The organism is Exiguobacterium profundum (assembly GCF_001909285.1).
In the GTDB taxonomy this organism is placed as follows: Bacteria; Bacillota; Bacilli; order Exiguobacteriales; family Exiguobacteriaceae; genus Exiguobacterium; species Exiguobacterium profundum.
On sequence record NZ_MRSV01000001.1, the window covers coordinates 2,138,247 to 2,154,339 of the forward strand.

The 16,093-nt window shown below is 48.1% G+C and carries 15 protein-coding genes and 3 pseudogenes; all 18 read right to left on the bottom strand.

Annotated elements, in window-relative coordinates; translation table 11 throughout:
- Positions 1-2: 2 nt before the first annotated feature.
- The 18 genes and pseudogenes from flgB to rimM all read right to left on the bottom strand — a co-directional run bounded on the left by flgB (position 3) and on the right by rimM (position 16,082).
- Complete coding sequence (gene flgB / locus BBB58_RS11085) at positions 3-371, bottom strand: flagellar basal body rod protein FlgB (RefSeq protein ID WP_074037939.1); 369 nt, start codon at positions 369-371, stop codon at positions 3-5.
- 272 nt (positions 372-643) lie between these two features.
- Positions 644-1,423 carry a GTP-sensing pleiotropic transcriptional regulator CodY gene (codY, locus tag BBB58_RS11090; protein WP_074037253.1) on the bottom strand — a complete coding sequence of 260 codons (780 nt, stop codon included), beginning with the start codon at positions 1,421-1,423 and terminating at the stop codon, positions 644-646.
- A 36-nt stretch (positions 1,424-1,459) separates the two neighbouring features.
- Positions 1,460-2,830 (bottom strand): ATP-dependent protease ATPase subunit HslU, encoded by a 1,371-nt coding sequence (gene hslU / locus BBB58_RS11095; protein ID WP_074037255.1) that lies wholly within the window; start codon positions 2,828-2,830, stop codon positions 1,460-1,462.
- Entirely contained in the window at positions 2,827-3,375 is a 549-nt protein-coding gene (gene hslV, locus BBB58_RS11100) for an ATP-dependent protease subunit HslV (RefSeq protein WP_074037257.1), read from the bottom strand. The genes hslU and hslV overlap by 4 nt, the downstream gene beginning before the upstream one ends.
- Positions 3,376-3,386: 11 nt before the next feature.
- On the bottom strand, positions 3,387-4,268 hold the full coding sequence (locus BBB58_RS11105) for a tyrosine-type recombinase/integrase (RefSeq protein ID WP_074037259.1): 882 nt from the start codon (positions 4,266-4,268) through the stop codon (positions 3,387-3,389).
- A gap of 184 nt (positions 4,269-4,452) precedes the next feature.
- A complete protein-coding gene (gene trmFO, locus BBB58_RS11110) occupies positions 4,453-5,763 on the bottom strand; it encodes an FADH(2)-oxidizing methylenetetrahydrofolate--tRNA-(uracil(54)-C(5))-methyltransferase TrmFO (protein WP_015881379.1) in 1,311 nt (436 codons plus the stop codon).
- Positions 5,763-7,859: pseudogene (topA, locus tag BBB58_RS11115) on the bottom strand (type I DNA topoisomerase). The gene trmFO and the pseudogene topA overlap by 1 nt, the downstream one beginning before the upstream one ends.
- 65 nt (positions 7,860-7,924) lie before the next feature.
- On the bottom strand, positions 7,925-8,719 hold the full coding sequence (gene dprA, locus BBB58_RS11120) for a DNA-processing protein DprA (protein WP_074037261.1): 795 nt from the start codon (positions 8,717-8,719) through the stop codon (positions 7,925-7,927).
- A 50-nt stretch (positions 8,720-8,769) separates the two neighbouring features.
- The gene (gene sucD, locus BBB58_RS11125; protein ID WP_015881376.1) at positions 8,770-9,687 is read right to left on the bottom strand and encodes a succinate--CoA ligase subunit alpha; all 918 of its coding nucleotides are present in this window, start codon (positions 9,685-9,687) and stop codon (positions 8,770-8,772) included.
- 12 nt (positions 9,688-9,699) lie between these two features.
- Complete coding sequence (sucC, locus tag BBB58_RS11130; RefSeq protein WP_074037262.1) at positions 9,700-10,860, bottom strand: ADP-forming succinate--CoA ligase subunit beta; 1,161 nt, start codon at positions 10,858-10,860, stop codon at positions 9,700-9,702.
- A gap of 120 nt (positions 10,861-10,980) precedes the next feature.
- Complete coding sequence (locus BBB58_RS11135) at positions 10,981-11,241, bottom strand: EscU/YscU/HrcU family type III secretion system export apparatus switch protein (protein ID WP_074037264.1); 261 nt, start codon at positions 11,239-11,241, stop codon at positions 10,981-10,983.
- Positions 11,238-12,083 carry a hypothetical protein gene (locus BBB58_RS11140; RefSeq protein ID WP_074037265.1) on the bottom strand — a complete coding sequence of 282 codons (846 nt, stop codon included), beginning with the start codon at positions 12,081-12,083 and terminating at the stop codon, positions 11,238-11,240. Before BBB58_RS11140 ends, BBB58_RS11135 begins: the two co-directional genes overlap by 4 nt.
- A gap of 14 nt (positions 12,084-12,097) precedes the next feature.
- Positions 12,098-12,850 (bottom strand): annotated as a pseudogene (gene rnhB / locus BBB58_RS11145) (ribonuclease HII).
- 41 nt (positions 12,851-12,891) lie between these two features.
- Positions 12,892-13,752 (bottom strand): annotated as a pseudogene (ylqF, locus tag BBB58_RS11150) (ribosome biogenesis GTPase YlqF).
- Between the two features lie 12 nt (positions 13,753-13,764).
- Complete coding sequence (gene lepB / locus BBB58_RS11155) at positions 13,765-14,307, bottom strand: signal peptidase I (protein WP_015881370.1); 543 nt, start codon at positions 14,305-14,307, stop codon at positions 13,765-13,767.
- A gap of 82 nt (positions 14,308-14,389) precedes the next feature.
- Entirely contained in the window at positions 14,390-14,743 is a 354-nt protein-coding gene (rplS, locus tag BBB58_RS11160) for a 50S ribosomal protein L19 (protein ID WP_015881369.1), read from the bottom strand.
- 114 nt (positions 14,744-14,857) lie between these two features.
- Positions 14,858-15,574, bottom strand: coding sequence for a tRNA (guanosine(37)-N1)-methyltransferase TrmD (trmD, locus tag BBB58_RS11165; RefSeq protein ID WP_074037266.1), 717 nt, complete (start codon positions 15,572-15,574; stop codon positions 14,858-14,860).
- Entirely contained in the window at positions 15,564-16,082 is a 519-nt protein-coding gene (gene rimM, locus BBB58_RS11170) for a ribosome maturation factor RimM (protein WP_074037267.1), read from the bottom strand. Before rimM ends, trmD begins: the two co-directional genes overlap by 11 nt.
- Positions 16,083-16,093: the final 11 nt, after the last annotated feature.

Below are 16,093 nucleotides of genomic sequence, written 5' to 3' on the forward strand. Positions count from 1 at the left end.
GATTAACGACCTCCCCGAATAACAGATTTTAATCCCCCGAGCCTACGATTCAATTGCTCCATCATCGCCTCATACTGGAGTTGGTTTCGTGCCAGCTCACTCATTTCATAATCCAAGTCGACGTTGTTGCCATCACTCCTCATGGCGCCACCAGCTCGATCGATGACCTTCGACTGGGTCGAGTCACTCGGACGACCACCTTGCAGCTTGAGTCGCATCTCACTCTGAAGCGTCTGCTCAAACACAGCCTGTTTGGCTTTGAAATTCGGCGTATCAATGTTTGAAAGGTTATGACTGATGACCTTTTGGTTAAGGACTGAATGGTTGATGGCTTGCTTTAGTAATTGATAGTCACTACCAATCCAATTCACGGCGTTCACTCACTTTCATATAATGACTACTAAATATACCTCATTTGGAAAATCTACTATTTCATTGAAACAAATCTGTAACAGTTCTGAAAGATATTTTTTAAAACATAGTTAAATGGCTTAATATCTTTTTGTCGAAATCTCGTCAAAAGGTGAAAATAATTACTTTTGTACTAAAAAAAACCGCCTCCTTATCAAGGAAAGCGGTTTTTTAGGAATAAAGTCCCTTTTAAAAGTGTTTTCAATGGAAATTACACATCGAAAGTTGTATTTCAGTTTGATTTCAGTTTTTGCAATTCAAACAAGAAGTTGTCATTTAATATCTTGATATATGTTCCTTTCATTCCTAAAGAACGTGATTCAATGACCCCTGCACTTTCTAATTTCCGAAGTGCGTTGACGATGACCGAACGCGTGATTCCCACTCTGTCGGCAATTTTGGAAGCAACTAGTAATCCTTCGTTTCCACCAAGCTCTTCGAAGATATGTTCGATTGCCTCAAGCTCTGAATACGATAACGAGTTAATCGCCATCTGGACGACCGCTTTCTTGCGTGCCGACGTTTCTGCTTCCGCAGCCTTCTCACGAAGGATCTCCATTCCAACTACAGTTGCAGAGTACTCCGCTAGAACGAGGTCATCTTCTGTGAATTCATTCGCCAATCGACCGAGTACGAGCGTACCTAAACGTTCTCCTCCACCGATGATTGGAACAATCGTCGTCATGGAGTTGAGGAATAGATCGTGGTTCTCGACTGGGAACGCTGTATATTCACTATCGATATCGATGTTCGCTGTCGTTTCTTTCACATTGAACAAGTTCGAAGCATATGGCTCCGGGAACTGTCGATCGACTAAGAATGCTTTCATCCGGTCATTCTCAATCTGTTGTTTGATTGCAAAACCGAGAAGTCGTCCCCGACGGCTCACGATAAACGTGTTGGACTCAAGAACTTCACGCATTTTGTCCGCCATTTCTTTAAAGTCAACGTGCGCACTTGCCTCTTGTTGAAGCATTGTGTTTAATTGGCGTGTTTTTTCTAGTAAGTTCATATTCTCTATTTCCTCCCTGTATGTGCATACAGAATCTTATAATATATATTGGCTCAAATCACGATCGTCGGCGATGGAACCGACTTTTGCTTGTACGTAAGCGGGTGTGATTTCTACGGTTGTTTGTGGCATATCTGCCGCTTCAAATGATAAATCTTCTAAAACGCGCTCCATTATAGTATAGAGGCGACGTGCACCGATGTCATCGGTCTCACGATTGACATGTGTCGCAATTTTCGCAATTTCTTCAATGGCCTCATGCGTGAAACGGACCGTGATTTCTTCAGATTCTAACAAGGCCGTATATTGTTTAATGAGTGCCTGCGACGGTTCCGTCAAAATCTTGACGAAGTCTTCTTCCGTCAAGCTGCTCAATTCAACACGAATTGGGAAGCGTCCTTGTAGCTCTGGAATCAGGTCAGACGGCTTAGCCATATGGAATGCACCGGCCGCGATGAAAAGAACATGATCCGTTTTAACCGGTCCATACTTCGTGACGACCGTAGATCCTTCTACAATCGGAAGAATGTCACGCTGCACCCCTTCACGGGATACTCCGGCGTGATCTTGTGATTTTGTGGCGATCTTATCGATTTCATCCACGAAGATGATACCCATCTGTTCACTGCGCCGCACGGCTTCATCGTGGACTTCGTTCAAGTCCAGCAAGTTCTCTGCTTCTTCAGCAATGAGAAGCGGTCTTGCTTCACGAACCGTCAGCTTACGTTGTTTCCGTTTCTTTGGAACGATTTGACCGAGCATATCCTGAAGATTCGACAAACCTTCCATCCCTTGACCCTGAAACAAATCCATCGTCTGCTTTTCTTCTAATTCCACTTCAATCACGCGTTCTTCGAGTTCACCGAGTTCGAGCAAGCGTCGAAGTTGCGAACGGTCATTATTGGATGTGTCCGACGTGGTTTCTGGCTGTTGTGTCTGTCCGCCGAACAACGCTTCGAACGGATTCGATGCAGTAGGTGTCGCTTTTGCTTTTCCTTGTAGCGCATCTAAAAGGCGTTCCGTCGCCGCACGTTCCGCTGGCTCCTTCACATCTTCTTTTTTCTCTTCTTTTACAAGACGAACCGATGCCTCAACGAGATCACGTACCATCGATTCAACGTCACGACCGACGTAACCAACTTCCGTAAATTTCGTTGCTTCTACCTTCACAAACGGTGCACCGACAAGCTTAGCTAACCGTCGAGCAATTTCGGTCTTTCCGACCCCGGTCGGTCCGATCATCAAAATATTTTTTGGTGTAACCTCATCGCGAAGGTCTGCACTTAACTTTTGACGACGATAGCGATTTCGTAGAGCAATCGAAACTGCTCGCTTGGCATCCTTTTGTCCGATTACAAAACGGTCTAACTCCGTTACGATTTGTCTAGGTGTCAACTCTCGGTTCATTCAGCAGCGCCTCCAATCGTTTCTACAATGACTTGATCATTTGTATACACGCAAAGCTCACCAGCGATTTCAAGAGCGGCACGCGCGATTTCTTCAGCAGACTTTTCAGCAGAATGGCGTACGAGTGCGCGACCTGCCGCTAAGGCATAGTTCCCACCGGATCCGATTGCAAGAATTCCATCGTCCGGCTCAATCACTTCTCCATTCCCAGAGACGAGCAAAAGATGATCGGCATCCATCACAATCAATAGTGCCTCGAGTTGACGCAACATCTTATCCCCACGCCATTCTTTCGCAAGTTCTACCGCTGCTCGCGGCAAGTTACCGTTATACATTTCAAGTTTCGATTCAAACTTTTCAAACAATGTGAAAGCATCGGCTACGCTACCTGCAAAACCGGCAACGACTTTCCCGCCATAAAGGCGTCTGACTTTCTTCGCCTTGTTTTTCATGATGACGGCATTCCCGAATGTGACTTGGCCATCTCCACTCATCGCACATTGGCCATTGTGTCGAACTACAAAAATCGTTGTTGCATGAAACATATCGTAACCTCCTACTTTCTTGGATGTGTCGCTTGATAAATCGACCGAAGTCGTTCGGTCGATACATGGGTATACCGCCCGGTCGTCGACAAGGACTCATGCCCAAGCAACTCTTGGACGGCACGCAAGTCCGCTCCCCGTTCTAACAAGTCCGTCGCAAAGCTGTGTCGCAACGAGTGCGGGGTAAGTGGTTTATGTACCCCACTGTCTTTTCTCAAACGTTTCATGACATAGCGGATTTGGTCTGTTGTCATCCGATTCCCTTTTTGACTCAAAAATAATGCGGTTTCTGTCGGGAGCCCGACACCTTTGCGTAGTTCGATATAACGCTGCAAAGCATGTACGGCATATTGTCCGATTGGGACATATCGTTCTTTCTTCCCTTTTCCCATCACATGGACAAAGGATAAAACCTCATCGAACGAGGAAAGGTTCATCCCACACAGTTCTGCGACGCGGATTCCCGTCCCATAGAGCACTTCTACGATGGCGACGTCCCTCGCCTGTAAAAAAGGATCTTCCTGCCTCGAGGCAGTCTCCAACAGTTGCTCGACTTCCGTCGGGACGGCAAAGGTCGGCAAGGACTGTCTCTTTTTCGGTGAGTTTTGGTCGTGGAACAACGGTTCTCCACCTTGTTCTCTTGCCATAAACTTCCCGAATTGCTTGAAACAAGATACTTTTTGGGACACCGTAGACGCGGCCAATTGTTTCTCATAAAGGACATATAAATAACGCCGCGCCGTCTGAGCATCGTAGGGATCTTGATGCGTCGATTGGCAATATGCGGCGTACTGGTCGAGCGTTTGCTCGTAAGAGCGTTTCGTATGAGGAGACAGTCGACGTTCAATTTGGCAGTAGCGTAAAAAGGATTGTCGATCCTCTAAAAATCCCATTTTATCGCCTCCTCGATGACTCGTAAAAACGCATGTTCTCGTCAAATCGAAATTAGCATAGCATACAGAATGTAAGGTGACAATAGATAGCCGTTCAATAATCTGAAAATTTTCAAAGTATGAAACAAAATACACAATTGAAATTTTACTTCAAAACAAAAAAACCAAAAAATGGCTCTCCTGTTCAAAGATCTTTATACTGTTGTATCGTTTCTAACGCACGGTTCGCGTAACGCTCGTACCGTTCTTGTTTCTTCATCTTTTTCGGAGCGTCTTCTAGTGATGGTACCAATCCGAAGTTTGCATTCATCGGTTGGAAATGCTTCCCGTCGGCTGTCGTGATATAATGCGCCATCGAACCAAGCATCGTCTCACGCGGGAGAACGACGAGTTCTTCACCTGCGATCATCTTCGCCGCATTGATTCCAGCTAGAAGCCCGGACGCTGCCGACTCCACATATCCTTCTACCCCTGTCATCTGACCGGCGAAGAAGAGCGTGTCACGTGTACGCGCCTGATACGTCGGCTTGAGTAAGCTCGGTGAGTTGATGAACGTGTTACGGTGCATGACACCGTAACGGACGATGTCCGCATTCTCGAGTCCCGGGATGAGACGGATGATGCGCTTCTGTTCGCCCCACTTCAAATGTGTTTGGAAGCCTACCAAGTTATACAGTGTGCCCGCCGAGTTGTCTTGACGAAGCTGAACGACGGCATATGGACGTTTTCCTGTCTTCGGGTCTTCTAATCCGACCGGCTTCATCGGTCCGAAAAGAAGCGTCTTTTTCCCACGCTCGGCCATGACTTCAAACGGCATGCATCCTTCAAAGTAAATCTCTTTTTCAAACTCTTTTAGCGGAACGACTTCTGCCTTGATCAGCTCTTCGTAAAAAACGTCAAACTCTTCTTCTGTCATCGGACAGTTCAAGTAAGCGGCTTCACCTTTGTCGTAACGCGACTTCAAATAGACTTTATCCCGATCAATCGTATCACCATCTAGAATTGGTGCTGCCGCGTCATAGAAGTAGAGATAATCTTCTCCTGTGAATGCCTTGAGTGATGCAGAGAGGTCAGGGGAGGTCAAAGGGCCAGTCGCCACGATGACGATCCCTTCAGGAATCTCTTTGAGCTCTTCGTTGTGCACTGTGACATTCTCGTGGTTCTTTAGCTTCTCGGTGATGAATCCGGCAAACTCATGACGATCGACGGCAAGGGCACCCCCAGCAGGTACACTTGCCGTGTCCGCCGCCTTTAAGATGAGCGAGTCAAGCGTACGCATTTCTTCTTTCAAGACACCTACGGCATTTTGAAGACCGTTCGCACGTAGCGAGTTCGAACAGACGAGTTCTGCAAATTGATCCGTGTGGTGCGCCGGTGTTTGACGAACCGGTCTCATTTCATACAAATCTACTTGAATACCGCGCTTAGCGAGTTGCCAAGCCGCTTCGGAGCCGGCCAATCCAGCTCCGATTACAGTTACACGTTGTTGCAACATTAATCCTCCTCTTGCTGATGTACCTCGGTGTGGGTACAGTTCGTACATTGATATTTCACGCCGTCTTTAATTTTTTTCTCGACCATCTAACTGTCGCATACTGGACACGGTTTCGCAACCGGTTTATCCCATGAGACGAATTCACATTCCGGATAGTTCGAGCAACCATAGAATAGACGACCTTTTTTACTACGACGTTCTACGATTTGTCCATCCTTACAGTTCGGACACGGGACACCGATTTCGACTTGTACCGGTTTCGTGTTCGTACAGTTCGGGAAGTTCGAGCACGCCATGAACTTGCCGTAGCGTCCCATCTTGATGACCATTGGTGACCCACAGACTTCACAATCAATTCCGGCAGGTTCATCTTTCACTTCGATTTTCTCGATTTCTTCTTCAGCACGCTTCAATCGTTTCTCGAAAGAACGATAAATCGGAGCGACGACTTCCGTCCACTCGACTTCCTTATGCTCGATCGAATCAAGAAGGGTCTCCATGTCGGCCGTGAACTGGACCGTGATGAAGTCGTTGAAATACTCATCAATCATCTCGATGACGAGTTCTCCAAGTTCAGTCGGTAAAAACTTTTTCTCTTCGAGAACGACATAACCGCGTCGTTGGATCGTGTCGAGTGTCGGCGCGTACGTCGACGGACGACCAATCCCGAGTTCTTCCATCGCTCGAACGAGTCGCGCCTCTGTATAACGAGGTGGCGGTTGTGTGAAGTGTTGTTTCGGCTCAATCGTTTCAAACGTCACGGTATCATCCACTTCGAGAGGTGGCAATAATCCTTCCTTCTCTTGGTTCGTGTCCTCAATGTCATCGTCTTTCGACTCGATATACACTTTCATGAAACCAGGGAATTTGACTGTCGACCCGTTCGCACGGAAAATCATCCCGTTCGACTCGACGTCGATTTTGACCGTATCAAGAACAGCTGGCGCCATTTGGCTCGCAATCAATCGTTCCCAAATCAACTTATACAGTCGCAACTGGTCACGTGACAGATATGGCTTCAAGGAAGCTGGGTCGCGCAATGCTGAAGTCGGACGAATCGCTTCGTGCGCGTCTTGGGCATTCGCTGATTTCTTTTCTTTTTGTTTCTGTGAGGCGACATACTCTTCACCGAATGTCGATTCGATATATTCCTTCGCCTCCGTCTTCGCCAAATCAGAGATACGTGTCGAGTCGGTACGCATATACGTAATCAAACCGACTGTACCCTCTTTTTTACCGAGATCTTTTCCTTCATATAATTGCTGCGCGAGCATCATTGTCTTCTTCGCACGGAAATTCAATTTACGGGCAGCATCCTGCTGCAATGAACTTGTCGTGAACGGTAGCGAAGCGTTCCGCTTCCGTTCTTTCTTCGTTACATCAATGACTTTAAACGTATCATCGATGGTATCGAGGACAGATTGCGCGTCTTCTTCAGACTTCAATTCCATCTTCTTCCCATCTTTTCCGTAAAATGAAGTCTCGAACGTTTCCCCATCATGATTTAAATCAAGTTTAATCGTCCAATACTCTTCCGGGTCGAACGCGTTAATTTCGCGCTCACGGTCGATAATCATCTTCACGGCTACCGATTGAACTCGCCCTGCAGACAATCCTTTTTTGTTTTTTTTTCATAATAATGGGCTCATCCCGTATCCGACAAGACGATCTAAAATACGTCGGGCTTGTTGTGCATCGACAAGATCGTGATTGATCTTACGTGGATGTTTAAACGATTCTTTAATCGCATCTTTCGTAATTTCGTTAAAGACGACACGACATTCTGTCGTTTCATCGACACCGAGTGCGCGTGCTAAATGCCAAGCAATCGCTTCCCCTTCTCTATCGGGGTCGGCCGCGAGAAAGATTTTTGTCGCTTTTTTCGCTGCTGTCTTCAATTCTTTCAATACCGGTCCTTTACCACGGATGGTAATATACTTCGGTTCAAAGTCGTGTTCGACGTCTACACCGAGTTGACTTTTAGGCAAGTCAATCACGTGCCCCATCGAAGCTTTGACCATATAATTCGGACCTAAATAACGTTTAATTGTTTTTGCTTTCGCAGGTGATTCGACGATCACCAGATATTTTGCCATACATCTGCTCCCCTTTTAGAGGTCATTTAAATCCCTACCATAATATTCATGTTCTCACTGGTTTGTCAACGTACAATCTTGAGATCTCGAATAATTTGATCGGAATTCGTCAATGGAATCGCACCTTCTTCAATCAACCGGTTCGGTCCCTCCGCGAGTGGATCAAGGGGTGAACCTGGCACCGCAAATACCGTTTTCCCTTGCTCTAGAGCATGTCCGACCGTATTCATCGTCCCACTCTTTCGTCTCGCCTGTATAACGACCAACGCATCGCCAAGACCACTGACCAAACGATTTCTTTCCAAAAATTGAAATTTTTGAATCGGCGTGTTTGGTACATATTCACTAAGTAAGACTCCCTCTTGTGGAATCTGTAAAAGCATGTCCCGGTTCGCCTCCGGATAGAGCCGGTTCAGTCCAGCTCCCAGTACCGCCACGGTCGGTCGACGAGCGCGAAGGGCATGGGCGTGGACGAGCCCGTCGATTCCGAGGGCGCCACCTGAAACAGATACAGTTTCTTCTATTAAAGAGTGATAGTGATTCACGAGCGATTGACTGATACGATTCAACTCACGACTTCCGACCATCGCAGTCGTTCTTTCTTGTAGTACCTCTAAATCTCCATGATAAAACAAGCAATATGGTGGGTTGGGGATGTCGAGTAACCGTTTCGGAAACAAGTCGTCTTCCCATGTGACGAAATGTTTATACGACTCCGATGCGTGCCAGGCTCGTTCAGCCCGTCTCCAGACATGTTCAGAAAATTGTGTGCGATGTGCTCCGAGTGTCCCGTTTAAATAATGATGCACAAACTCAACTGGCATTCGTGCTGCAGCAAACCGAGCTATTGTTTGATTCATCACAAACTCTCCTTTAAAAAAATGAGGGATGCAAGCATCCCTCAAGATTCTCATGTCGTCGGTTGACCCGTGACACATGCTTCGTATAATCCTTGCTGTTTCAAGACACGAATCAACGTTTCACCGATAACCGCTGGTGTTTCAGCGACTTCGATTCCATTCGCGTTCAATGTCTTGATCTTCTCAGCAGCCGTCCCTTTACCACCTGAGATGATTGCGCCCGCATGTCCCATGCGCTTGCCTTCAGGAGCCGTCTGGCCGCCGATGAAACCGATGACTGGTTTCGTCATGTTGGCTTTTACCCATTCAGCTGCCTCTTCTTCAGCCGTTCCACCGATTTCCCCGATCATGATGACCGCTTTCGTGTCCTCATCTTCGTTGAACGCTTTAAGCGTATCGATGAAGTTCGTTCCGTTGACCGGGTCTCCCCCGATTCCAACAGCTGTCGATTGTCCGATACCTGCTGTCGTCAACTGATGAACCGCCTCATACGTGAGCGTCCCAGAACGTGATACGATTCCGACGTGCCCTTTCGTATGAATGTAGCCAGGCATGATGCCAAGTTTCGCTTCTCCAGGTGTGATGATACCAGGACAGTTCGGTCCGATTAAACGAGCCGGTTTGTCCTCGAGATAGCGCTTCACTTGAATCATGTCCACAACTGGGATTCCTTCTGTGATACAGATGATGAGCTCGATGCCGCTGTCTGCCGCTTCCATGATTGAATCCGCTGCGAAAGCAGGTGGAACATAGATGATCGATGCATTGGCACCAGTTGCTTCGACCGCTTCAGAGACGGTGTTGAAGACTGGAACGTTGTCGAGGACCGTCGTGCCACCTTTACCAGGTGTGACACCACCGACTAATTTCGTGTTATATGCGAGCATCTGTTCACCGTGGAACAGACCTTGCTTCCCTGTAATCCCTTGAATGATTACTTTCGTATCTTTATCCGCCCAAATACTCATGTCGTTTCCCCCTTATCGAACAAGTGCTGCGATTTTTTCTGCTTCGTCAGCCATCGAGCTGGCCGTCGTGATCGCAAGTCCAGATTCATCGAGAATGCGCTTCCCGGCATCAACGTTCGTTCCTTCTAAGCGAACGACGAGTGGTAAGTCGAGTCCGATTTCTTTCGTCGCAGCGACAATCCCCTCTGCGATGATGTCACATTTCATGATCCCACCGAAAATGTTAACGAAGATCCCTTTGACCTGGTCATCAGACAAAATCAACTTGAATGCTTCTGTTACTTTTTCTTTCGTCTTACCGCCACCTACGTCGAGGAAATTAGCGGGTTCAGCGCCGTAATGTTTGATGATATCCATCGTTGCCATCGCAAGACCGGCACCGTTGACGAGACAACCGATGTTTCCGTCGAGTGCGATGTAGCTGAGGTCGTGTTTTGACGCTTCTACTTCACGTGGGTCTTCTTCCGTCGTATCACGAAGAGCAAGGACGTCCGAGTGACGATAGAGCGCGTTGCTATCGAAGTTCAACTTCGCATCGAGCGCAATGACGTTACCGTCTTTCGTCGTGACGAGCGGGTTGATTTCCGCGATTGTGCAATCTGTCTCGACGTACACTTTATACAGCTTCATGACCATGTCACTGAACTTATTGACAAGTTTCGTCGGGACTTCCATTTTGAATGCGAGACGACGCGCCTGGAATGGACGTAAGCCAACGACCGGGTCGACGATCTCTTTATGAATCTTCTCTGGTGTATGTTCAGCGACTTCTTCGATGTCCATTCCACCTTCAGATGAACCCATGATGACAATTCGGCCGATCGAACGGTCAAGCACGAGTCCTAAGTAAAATTCTTGGTCAATCGCAGAACCTTCTTCGATATAGAGACGCTGGACAACTTTTCCTTCCGGACCTGTTTGGTGTGTCACGAGCGTTTTCCCGAGAATCTCTGAAGCATATTGCTTCACTTCTTCATCTGTCTTCGCAAGTTTAACACCACCCGCTTTACCGCGGCCACCTGCGTGGATTTGAGCTTTTACTACCTTCACTTCACCTTCAAGCTTCGCAGCAGCTGCAACAGCTTCTTCAACAGTAAAGGCCGGATAACCCGTCGGAACGGCTACCCCAAACTCTCTTAACAATTCTTTCGCCTGATACTCATGGATATTCATATGTTTTCCCCCTTAGTCCCCTTTAATATCGGCACGTCTATTGTAACGAAAAACTGAAAGCGCTGTCTATCGTTCTTGCTTTAAGTTTTCATCTTTTTTTCACATATATCCCTAGACAAATCAAATTTTATCCTGTTCCATCTGATAAAGAAACACAAAAAGTTCGGCAATGACTTGATAGACGTCCTCTGGAATCTGCTCTTCAATGTTCAAGGCCGACAGTAACGAGAGGAGCGCTGGGTCTTCATGGATAGGAATGCCGTTCGCTAAAGCAACTTCAAGCATCCGCTCGGCCACGATACCCGTTCCTTTTGCTACGACATGGGGCGCATCCATCGACTGCTCATAGGAGAGCGCCATCGCTTTCTTCTGGTCTTTCATATTTGGAGGTCCACCTTTCCGAGCGGTGCAAACGTTGCCGGAACGTGTTCACGCTTCGCTTCATACGAAAATGAAGACAGTTCGAATGACACCTTTTTTAAACCTTCTTTCAAAAGTGGTTCGTATGTACGGACGTATGGAGCCAAATCGTGTTGCTCATTGAATACACGTACGGACACGTAACGCTTTTGAATCAACACATCAATCCCGGTCTCACCATATCGCGGCGTTTCAAGAAACAAGACGATCCGCGCATGATCCGGGTCCATCGTCTCTCGTTTCGGGGCCTCTAGACGAAGTTGAACGTTTTCAAACGGACCCAATTGCGGTATGTGAAATGCTTGAGCGACGAACGGCGGGCTTTGGCTCGCGTTGAACGCTTCCTGCGCACGCACGAACTGCTCGAACTTCGGCTCACCTTTCGCTTTGAATAGCTCCCCGACGAGCGCTTTTACATCCTGACCTGCGCCGCTTTCTAACGCGGTTTTGCCGGCCGCCTTCACGGAGTCCGGCGTCAGCATCGGTTCTCGCATCAGGCGTCCGAGCTGTTCTCCTAACGCCTGCAGAGGCGACTTGGCTGCCATGAGCGATTCTGTCGCTTGCGTGACGACCTTCAAGACGAGCTTCGGTTCAACGTCCGTGACGACCAGCTTATACGTGACGTTCTCTTTCACGTTCGCATTGACACCGACCCGGAAAATCCCTTGGGGTAGTTGCATAACCGCCTCGTTGCCAGGTAAGAGCTGCAACACCTTTCCAACGACTGTGTTCCCTAGTAATAGCGGGCGTGACGTCTGTTCCGTCACTTTGAACGGCATCACCCCTTGATGATCGATCCGCAACGCGACCACTCCTTTCACATATGCTTGATGGGGGCAAACGTACGGCGATGAATCGGAGTCACCCCAAGGCGTCTTAACCCTTCTAAATGAGCCTCTGTTCCATATCCTGCGTTTTTCGCAAATCTTTATCCAGGATACGTCAAATCATATTCTTCCATCATCCGGTCCCTTACCACCTTAGCGACGACACTTGCCGCGGCTATCGACACACTGAGCGTGTCCCCTTTAATCAATGACTGTTGAGGGATGTCGAGCTCGAGTTTCATGGCGTCAATCAATAGGGCGTCTACTTCTCCGACTTGATGAATCGCCTCTGTCATCGCTAGTTTCGTCGATTCGTATATATTGATGACATCAATCGTCTTCGGCTCGACGATGCCGACACCGACCTCCGCGACCTCGATGATGTGTGCGTATGCTGCATCCCTCGCCGTTTTGGACATTTTTTTCGAATCATTCAATCCCGCGAGATAGAACCCATCCGGTAACAAGACTGCCGCAGCCACGACCGGTCCCGCGAGCGGTCCCCGTCCGACCTCATCGACTCCGACAATTCGAGTGAAGCCTCGCGCCTTCCATTCATGTTCATACGTCATGCGACGTTCGAAATCGACCTGTAACGCCCGTTCTCGCTCGAATTGACGCTGTTTTTGCCGAAGCAACGTTTGCACGCCCGCTCGAGGGTCTCGTGACAAGGTCGGGAAGATTTGTACCCATTCTTCATATCGGATGTCCTCTAGTTGTTGTTTAATCTGTTGAATCGTCACGGTCTTCCTCCTATTCAAAAAAGCCCTGTGTGCACAGGGCTTTACGCCATTTCGTGATCAGCCGGTGTTTCAAGCGAGATCCGTCCGATTTTTTCATGTCGTAGTTCATTCAAAAGTAGTTCGCTCGCTTTTTCGAAATCGTCTTAACCGCCACTGATGAGACCACGCTTTTTCCCGATCAACTCAAGGAGCTCAACGCTGTCCTCGGGTAACGTTTCAAGTTTGAATCGTTCCTTTAATTGTTCAGGATAACGAGCATGCAACTCGCGAACCGTATACAAGGCGATATCATCCAAGTTGAGAATCTCGTCTTTGATAGCGCCGGTCGCGGCTAGACGATATCCGACAAGTTGGTCCTCAAATTTCGGCCAGAGAATCCCCGGCGTGTCCAACAGCTCCATCTCGCCGCCTTTCATCTTGATCCACTGTTGACGCTTCGTCACACCAGGACGGTCGCCCGTGATGGCGATGTTTCGTCCGGCGAGACGGTTGATGAGCGTCGACTTCCCGACGTTCGGGATTCCGATGATGAGCGCACGGATCGGTCCGGGGTTCCGCCCCTTCTCACGCATCCGGTCATGCTTTTCTTTCATCAACTTCTGAGCACCCGTGATGAGCTGTTTCAAGCCTTTGCTATGTTTCGCGTCGACAGCGACAACCTCGACTTCTTCGCGTTTCAAGGCACGTAACCACGCCTCCGTCACGACGGGGTCGGCCATGTCTGCTTTGTTCAAGACGATGAGACGGGGTTTTCCCGCTGTAATCTCATCGACCATCGGGTTGCGACTCGACTGAGGCACTCGTGCATCTACGAGTTCGATGACGACATCGATTAGCTTTAATTTTTCAGTTACTTGTCTTCTTGCTTTGGCCATGTGGCCAGGAAACCATTGAATTGCCAAAAAAGCACCACCTTAATCTTCTACCGTGCCAACATCATCGAGTGGCCAGAAGATGAAGTTCGTCTTGCCGACAATCTCCTCTTTCGACACAAATCCGATCTCACGGCTGTCTTTCGAGTTTTGACGATTGTCTCCCATGACGAAGTATGATTCCTCTGGAACGACCGACTCACCCGTCACTTGTTCGAGTGTGAAGTTCTCCGTCAACGGGAACCCGTTCATCTGGGCACGAAACTCGTCTAAATACGGCTCTTCTACCGCTTCACCATTAATATAAAGCACATCATCTCGATATTCGAGCGTGTCGCCTGGGATGGCGATGACACGTTTAATATAGTCTTTTGATTCAGTCGCATGGAATACGACGATATCACCTCGGTCTAGCTCCCCAACATAGTTCGAAATTTTACTGACGATCATCCGATCCGCATTGTGGAGTGTCGGCATCATCGACTCTCCTTCAACGATGACAGGAACGAAGATGAACGTCCGGATGACGAACGCGATGACAAGAGCGACCACGATGGCTTTTAGCCAACTAAACACTTCTTTCAACTTCACTCACTCCTCTATCCATTTGAACTTATTGTACTAGAAAAAAAGAAGCTTGTCGCAAGCGACAAGCTTAATTCCCATCTTAACGACGGATTTCTTTAATACGTGCTGCTTTACCGCGAAGGTTACGGAGGTAGTAAAGTTTCGCACGGCGAACTTTACCGTAGCGTACGACTTCGATTTGTGCAACGCGTGGTGAGTGAAGCGGGAATGCACGCTCAACACCTACGCCGTAAGAAATCTTACGGACTGTGAATGTTTCGCTGATGCCGCCACCTTTACGCTTGATTACAACACCTTCGAAGATCTGGATACGCTCACGCGTTCCCTCTACAACTTTAACGTGGACACGTACTGTGTCACCAGGACGGAAAGCAGGTACGTCCGATTTGAATTGTTCTTCTGTGATTTCACGGAACAGTTTTTGTGTGTTCATGAATCATATCTCCTTTTTCTTCAATGTTCATATCTTCATATGCCCAAGCATCCAATAGCGGAACATCGGTAATCGATGGGTTTAACCCACATGCTCAAACATAGCATATATTTCTCAATCGCGCAACGATTGCAGAAACTTTTTATCGACATCCGTCAACTCGACATGTTCGAGCAAATCCGGACGTCGTCGATACGTGCGTTCGAGCGATTGCTCTCGGCGCCATGCCTCGATCCGGGCGTGATTTCCCGACAAGAGCACTTCCGGCACGGTCAATCCACGAAAATCAGCCGGTCGTGTATAGTGAGGGTATTCCAAGAGACCAGTCGAGAACGAGTCATCTTCATGGCTCGCCTGATCGCCAAGTACATCCGGAATGAGCCTTACGGTCGCATCAATCATGACCATCGTCGCGAGCTCTCCACCTGTCAAAACGAAATCACCGATCGACACCTCGTCGGTCGCCAGTTCATCATGGATCCGTTGGTCGAACCCTTCATAATGTCCACACAGAAAGACCAGATGTTCCTCCTTGGCCCATTCTTCGGCCATTCGTTGATTGAACGGTTTTCCGGTAGGCGTCGTGAGAATGACCCTTGGGCTCTTCGCCTCAAGGGAATGAAATGCATCAAAGATCGGCTGCGGCGTGAGCAACATGCCCGCTCCACCGCCGTACGGATAATCATCGACTTTATGATGCTTGTTCGTTGAAAAGTCCCGAAAGTTGAGGAACGACATCTCCACCTGTCCGAGCGCCTTCGCTCGACCGACGATGGAGTGATCGAGCGCATGAAACATCTCCGGGAACAACGTCAATACATCAATCTTCATCGTCAATCATTCCAGGGATCGGCGTGATGACGACACGCTTCGAATCGACATCAATCTCTTGAACGACCGATTCGATATAAGGGATGAGCGCGTCCGACTTTCCTGGTCGTTTGATGACCCATACGTCGTTCGCTCCATTCGTTTCAAAGATGTCGTCGACGACACCAATAACTTCCCCATCCACAACAGCCTCACAGCCGATGATTTCATGATAATAAAATTCGTGTTCGTCCAAGTCGTGGACGTGTTCGGCGTGGACATATAGTTTCAGCCCTTTATATTTTTCAATGAGATTGATATTGTCAAACCCTTTGAATGTGACGAGGTGAAACTGCTTATGAGGACGATACGTCGTGATCGTCATTTCCTGTTTCGTTCCGTCGACATCAAGAAACAACGTGTTTCCTTTTTTAAATCTTTTTTCTGGAAAGTCTGTCGCCGCCAAAATCTTCACTTCCCCTTTCAGGCCGTGCGTATTGGCGATTTTCCCTACATATAACCAGTCCATCTTTTTCCCTC

What these genes read in the sequence shown, in the direction of transcription:
- codY (WP_074037253.1), bottom strand. Translation starts at nt 1,423, where the DNA reads ATGAACTTACTAGAAAAAACACGCCAATTAAACACAATGCTTCAACAA.
- hslU (WP_074037255.1), bottom strand. Translation starts at nt 2,830, where the DNA reads ATGAACCGAGAGTTGACACCTAGACAAATCGTAACGGAGTTAGACCGT.
- hslV (WP_074037257.1), bottom strand. Translation starts at nt 3,375, where the DNA reads ATGTTTCATGCAACAACGATTTTTGTAGTTCGACACAATGGCCAATGT.
- BBB58_RS11105 (WP_074037259.1), bottom strand. Translation starts at nt 4,268, where the DNA reads ATGGGATTTTTAGAGGATCGACAATCCTTTTTACGCTACTGCCAAATT.
- trmFO (WP_015881379.1), bottom strand. Translation starts at nt 5,763, where the DNA reads ATGTTGCAACAACGTGTAACTGTAATCGGAGCTGGATTGGCCGGCTCC.
- dprA (WP_074037261.1), bottom strand. Translation starts at nt 8,719, where the DNA reads ATGAATCAAACAATAGCTCGGTTTGCTGCAGCACGAATGCCAGTTGAG.
- sucD (WP_015881376.1), bottom strand. Translation starts at nt 9,687, where the DNA reads ATGAGTATTTGGGCGGATAAAGATACGAAAGTAATCATTCAAGGGATT.
- sucC (WP_074037262.1), bottom strand. Translation starts at nt 10,860, where the DNA reads ATGAATATCCATGAGTATCAGGCGAAAGAATTGTTAAGAGAGTTTGGG.
- BBB58_RS11135 (WP_074037264.1), bottom strand. Translation starts at nt 11,241, where the DNA reads ATGAAAGACCAGAAGAAAGCGATGGCGCTCTCCTATGAGCAGTCGATG.
- rplS (WP_015881369.1), bottom strand. Translation starts at nt 14,743, where the DNA reads ATGAACACACAAAAACTGTTCCGTGAAATCACAGAAGAACAATTCAAA.
- trmD (WP_074037266.1), bottom strand. Translation starts at nt 15,574, where the DNA reads ATGAAGATTGATGTATTGACGTTGTTCCCGGAGATGTTTCATGCGCTC.
- rimM (WP_074037267.1), bottom strand. Translation starts at nt 16,082, where the DNA reads ATGGACTGGTTATATGTAGGGAAAATCGCCAATACGCACGGCCTGAAA.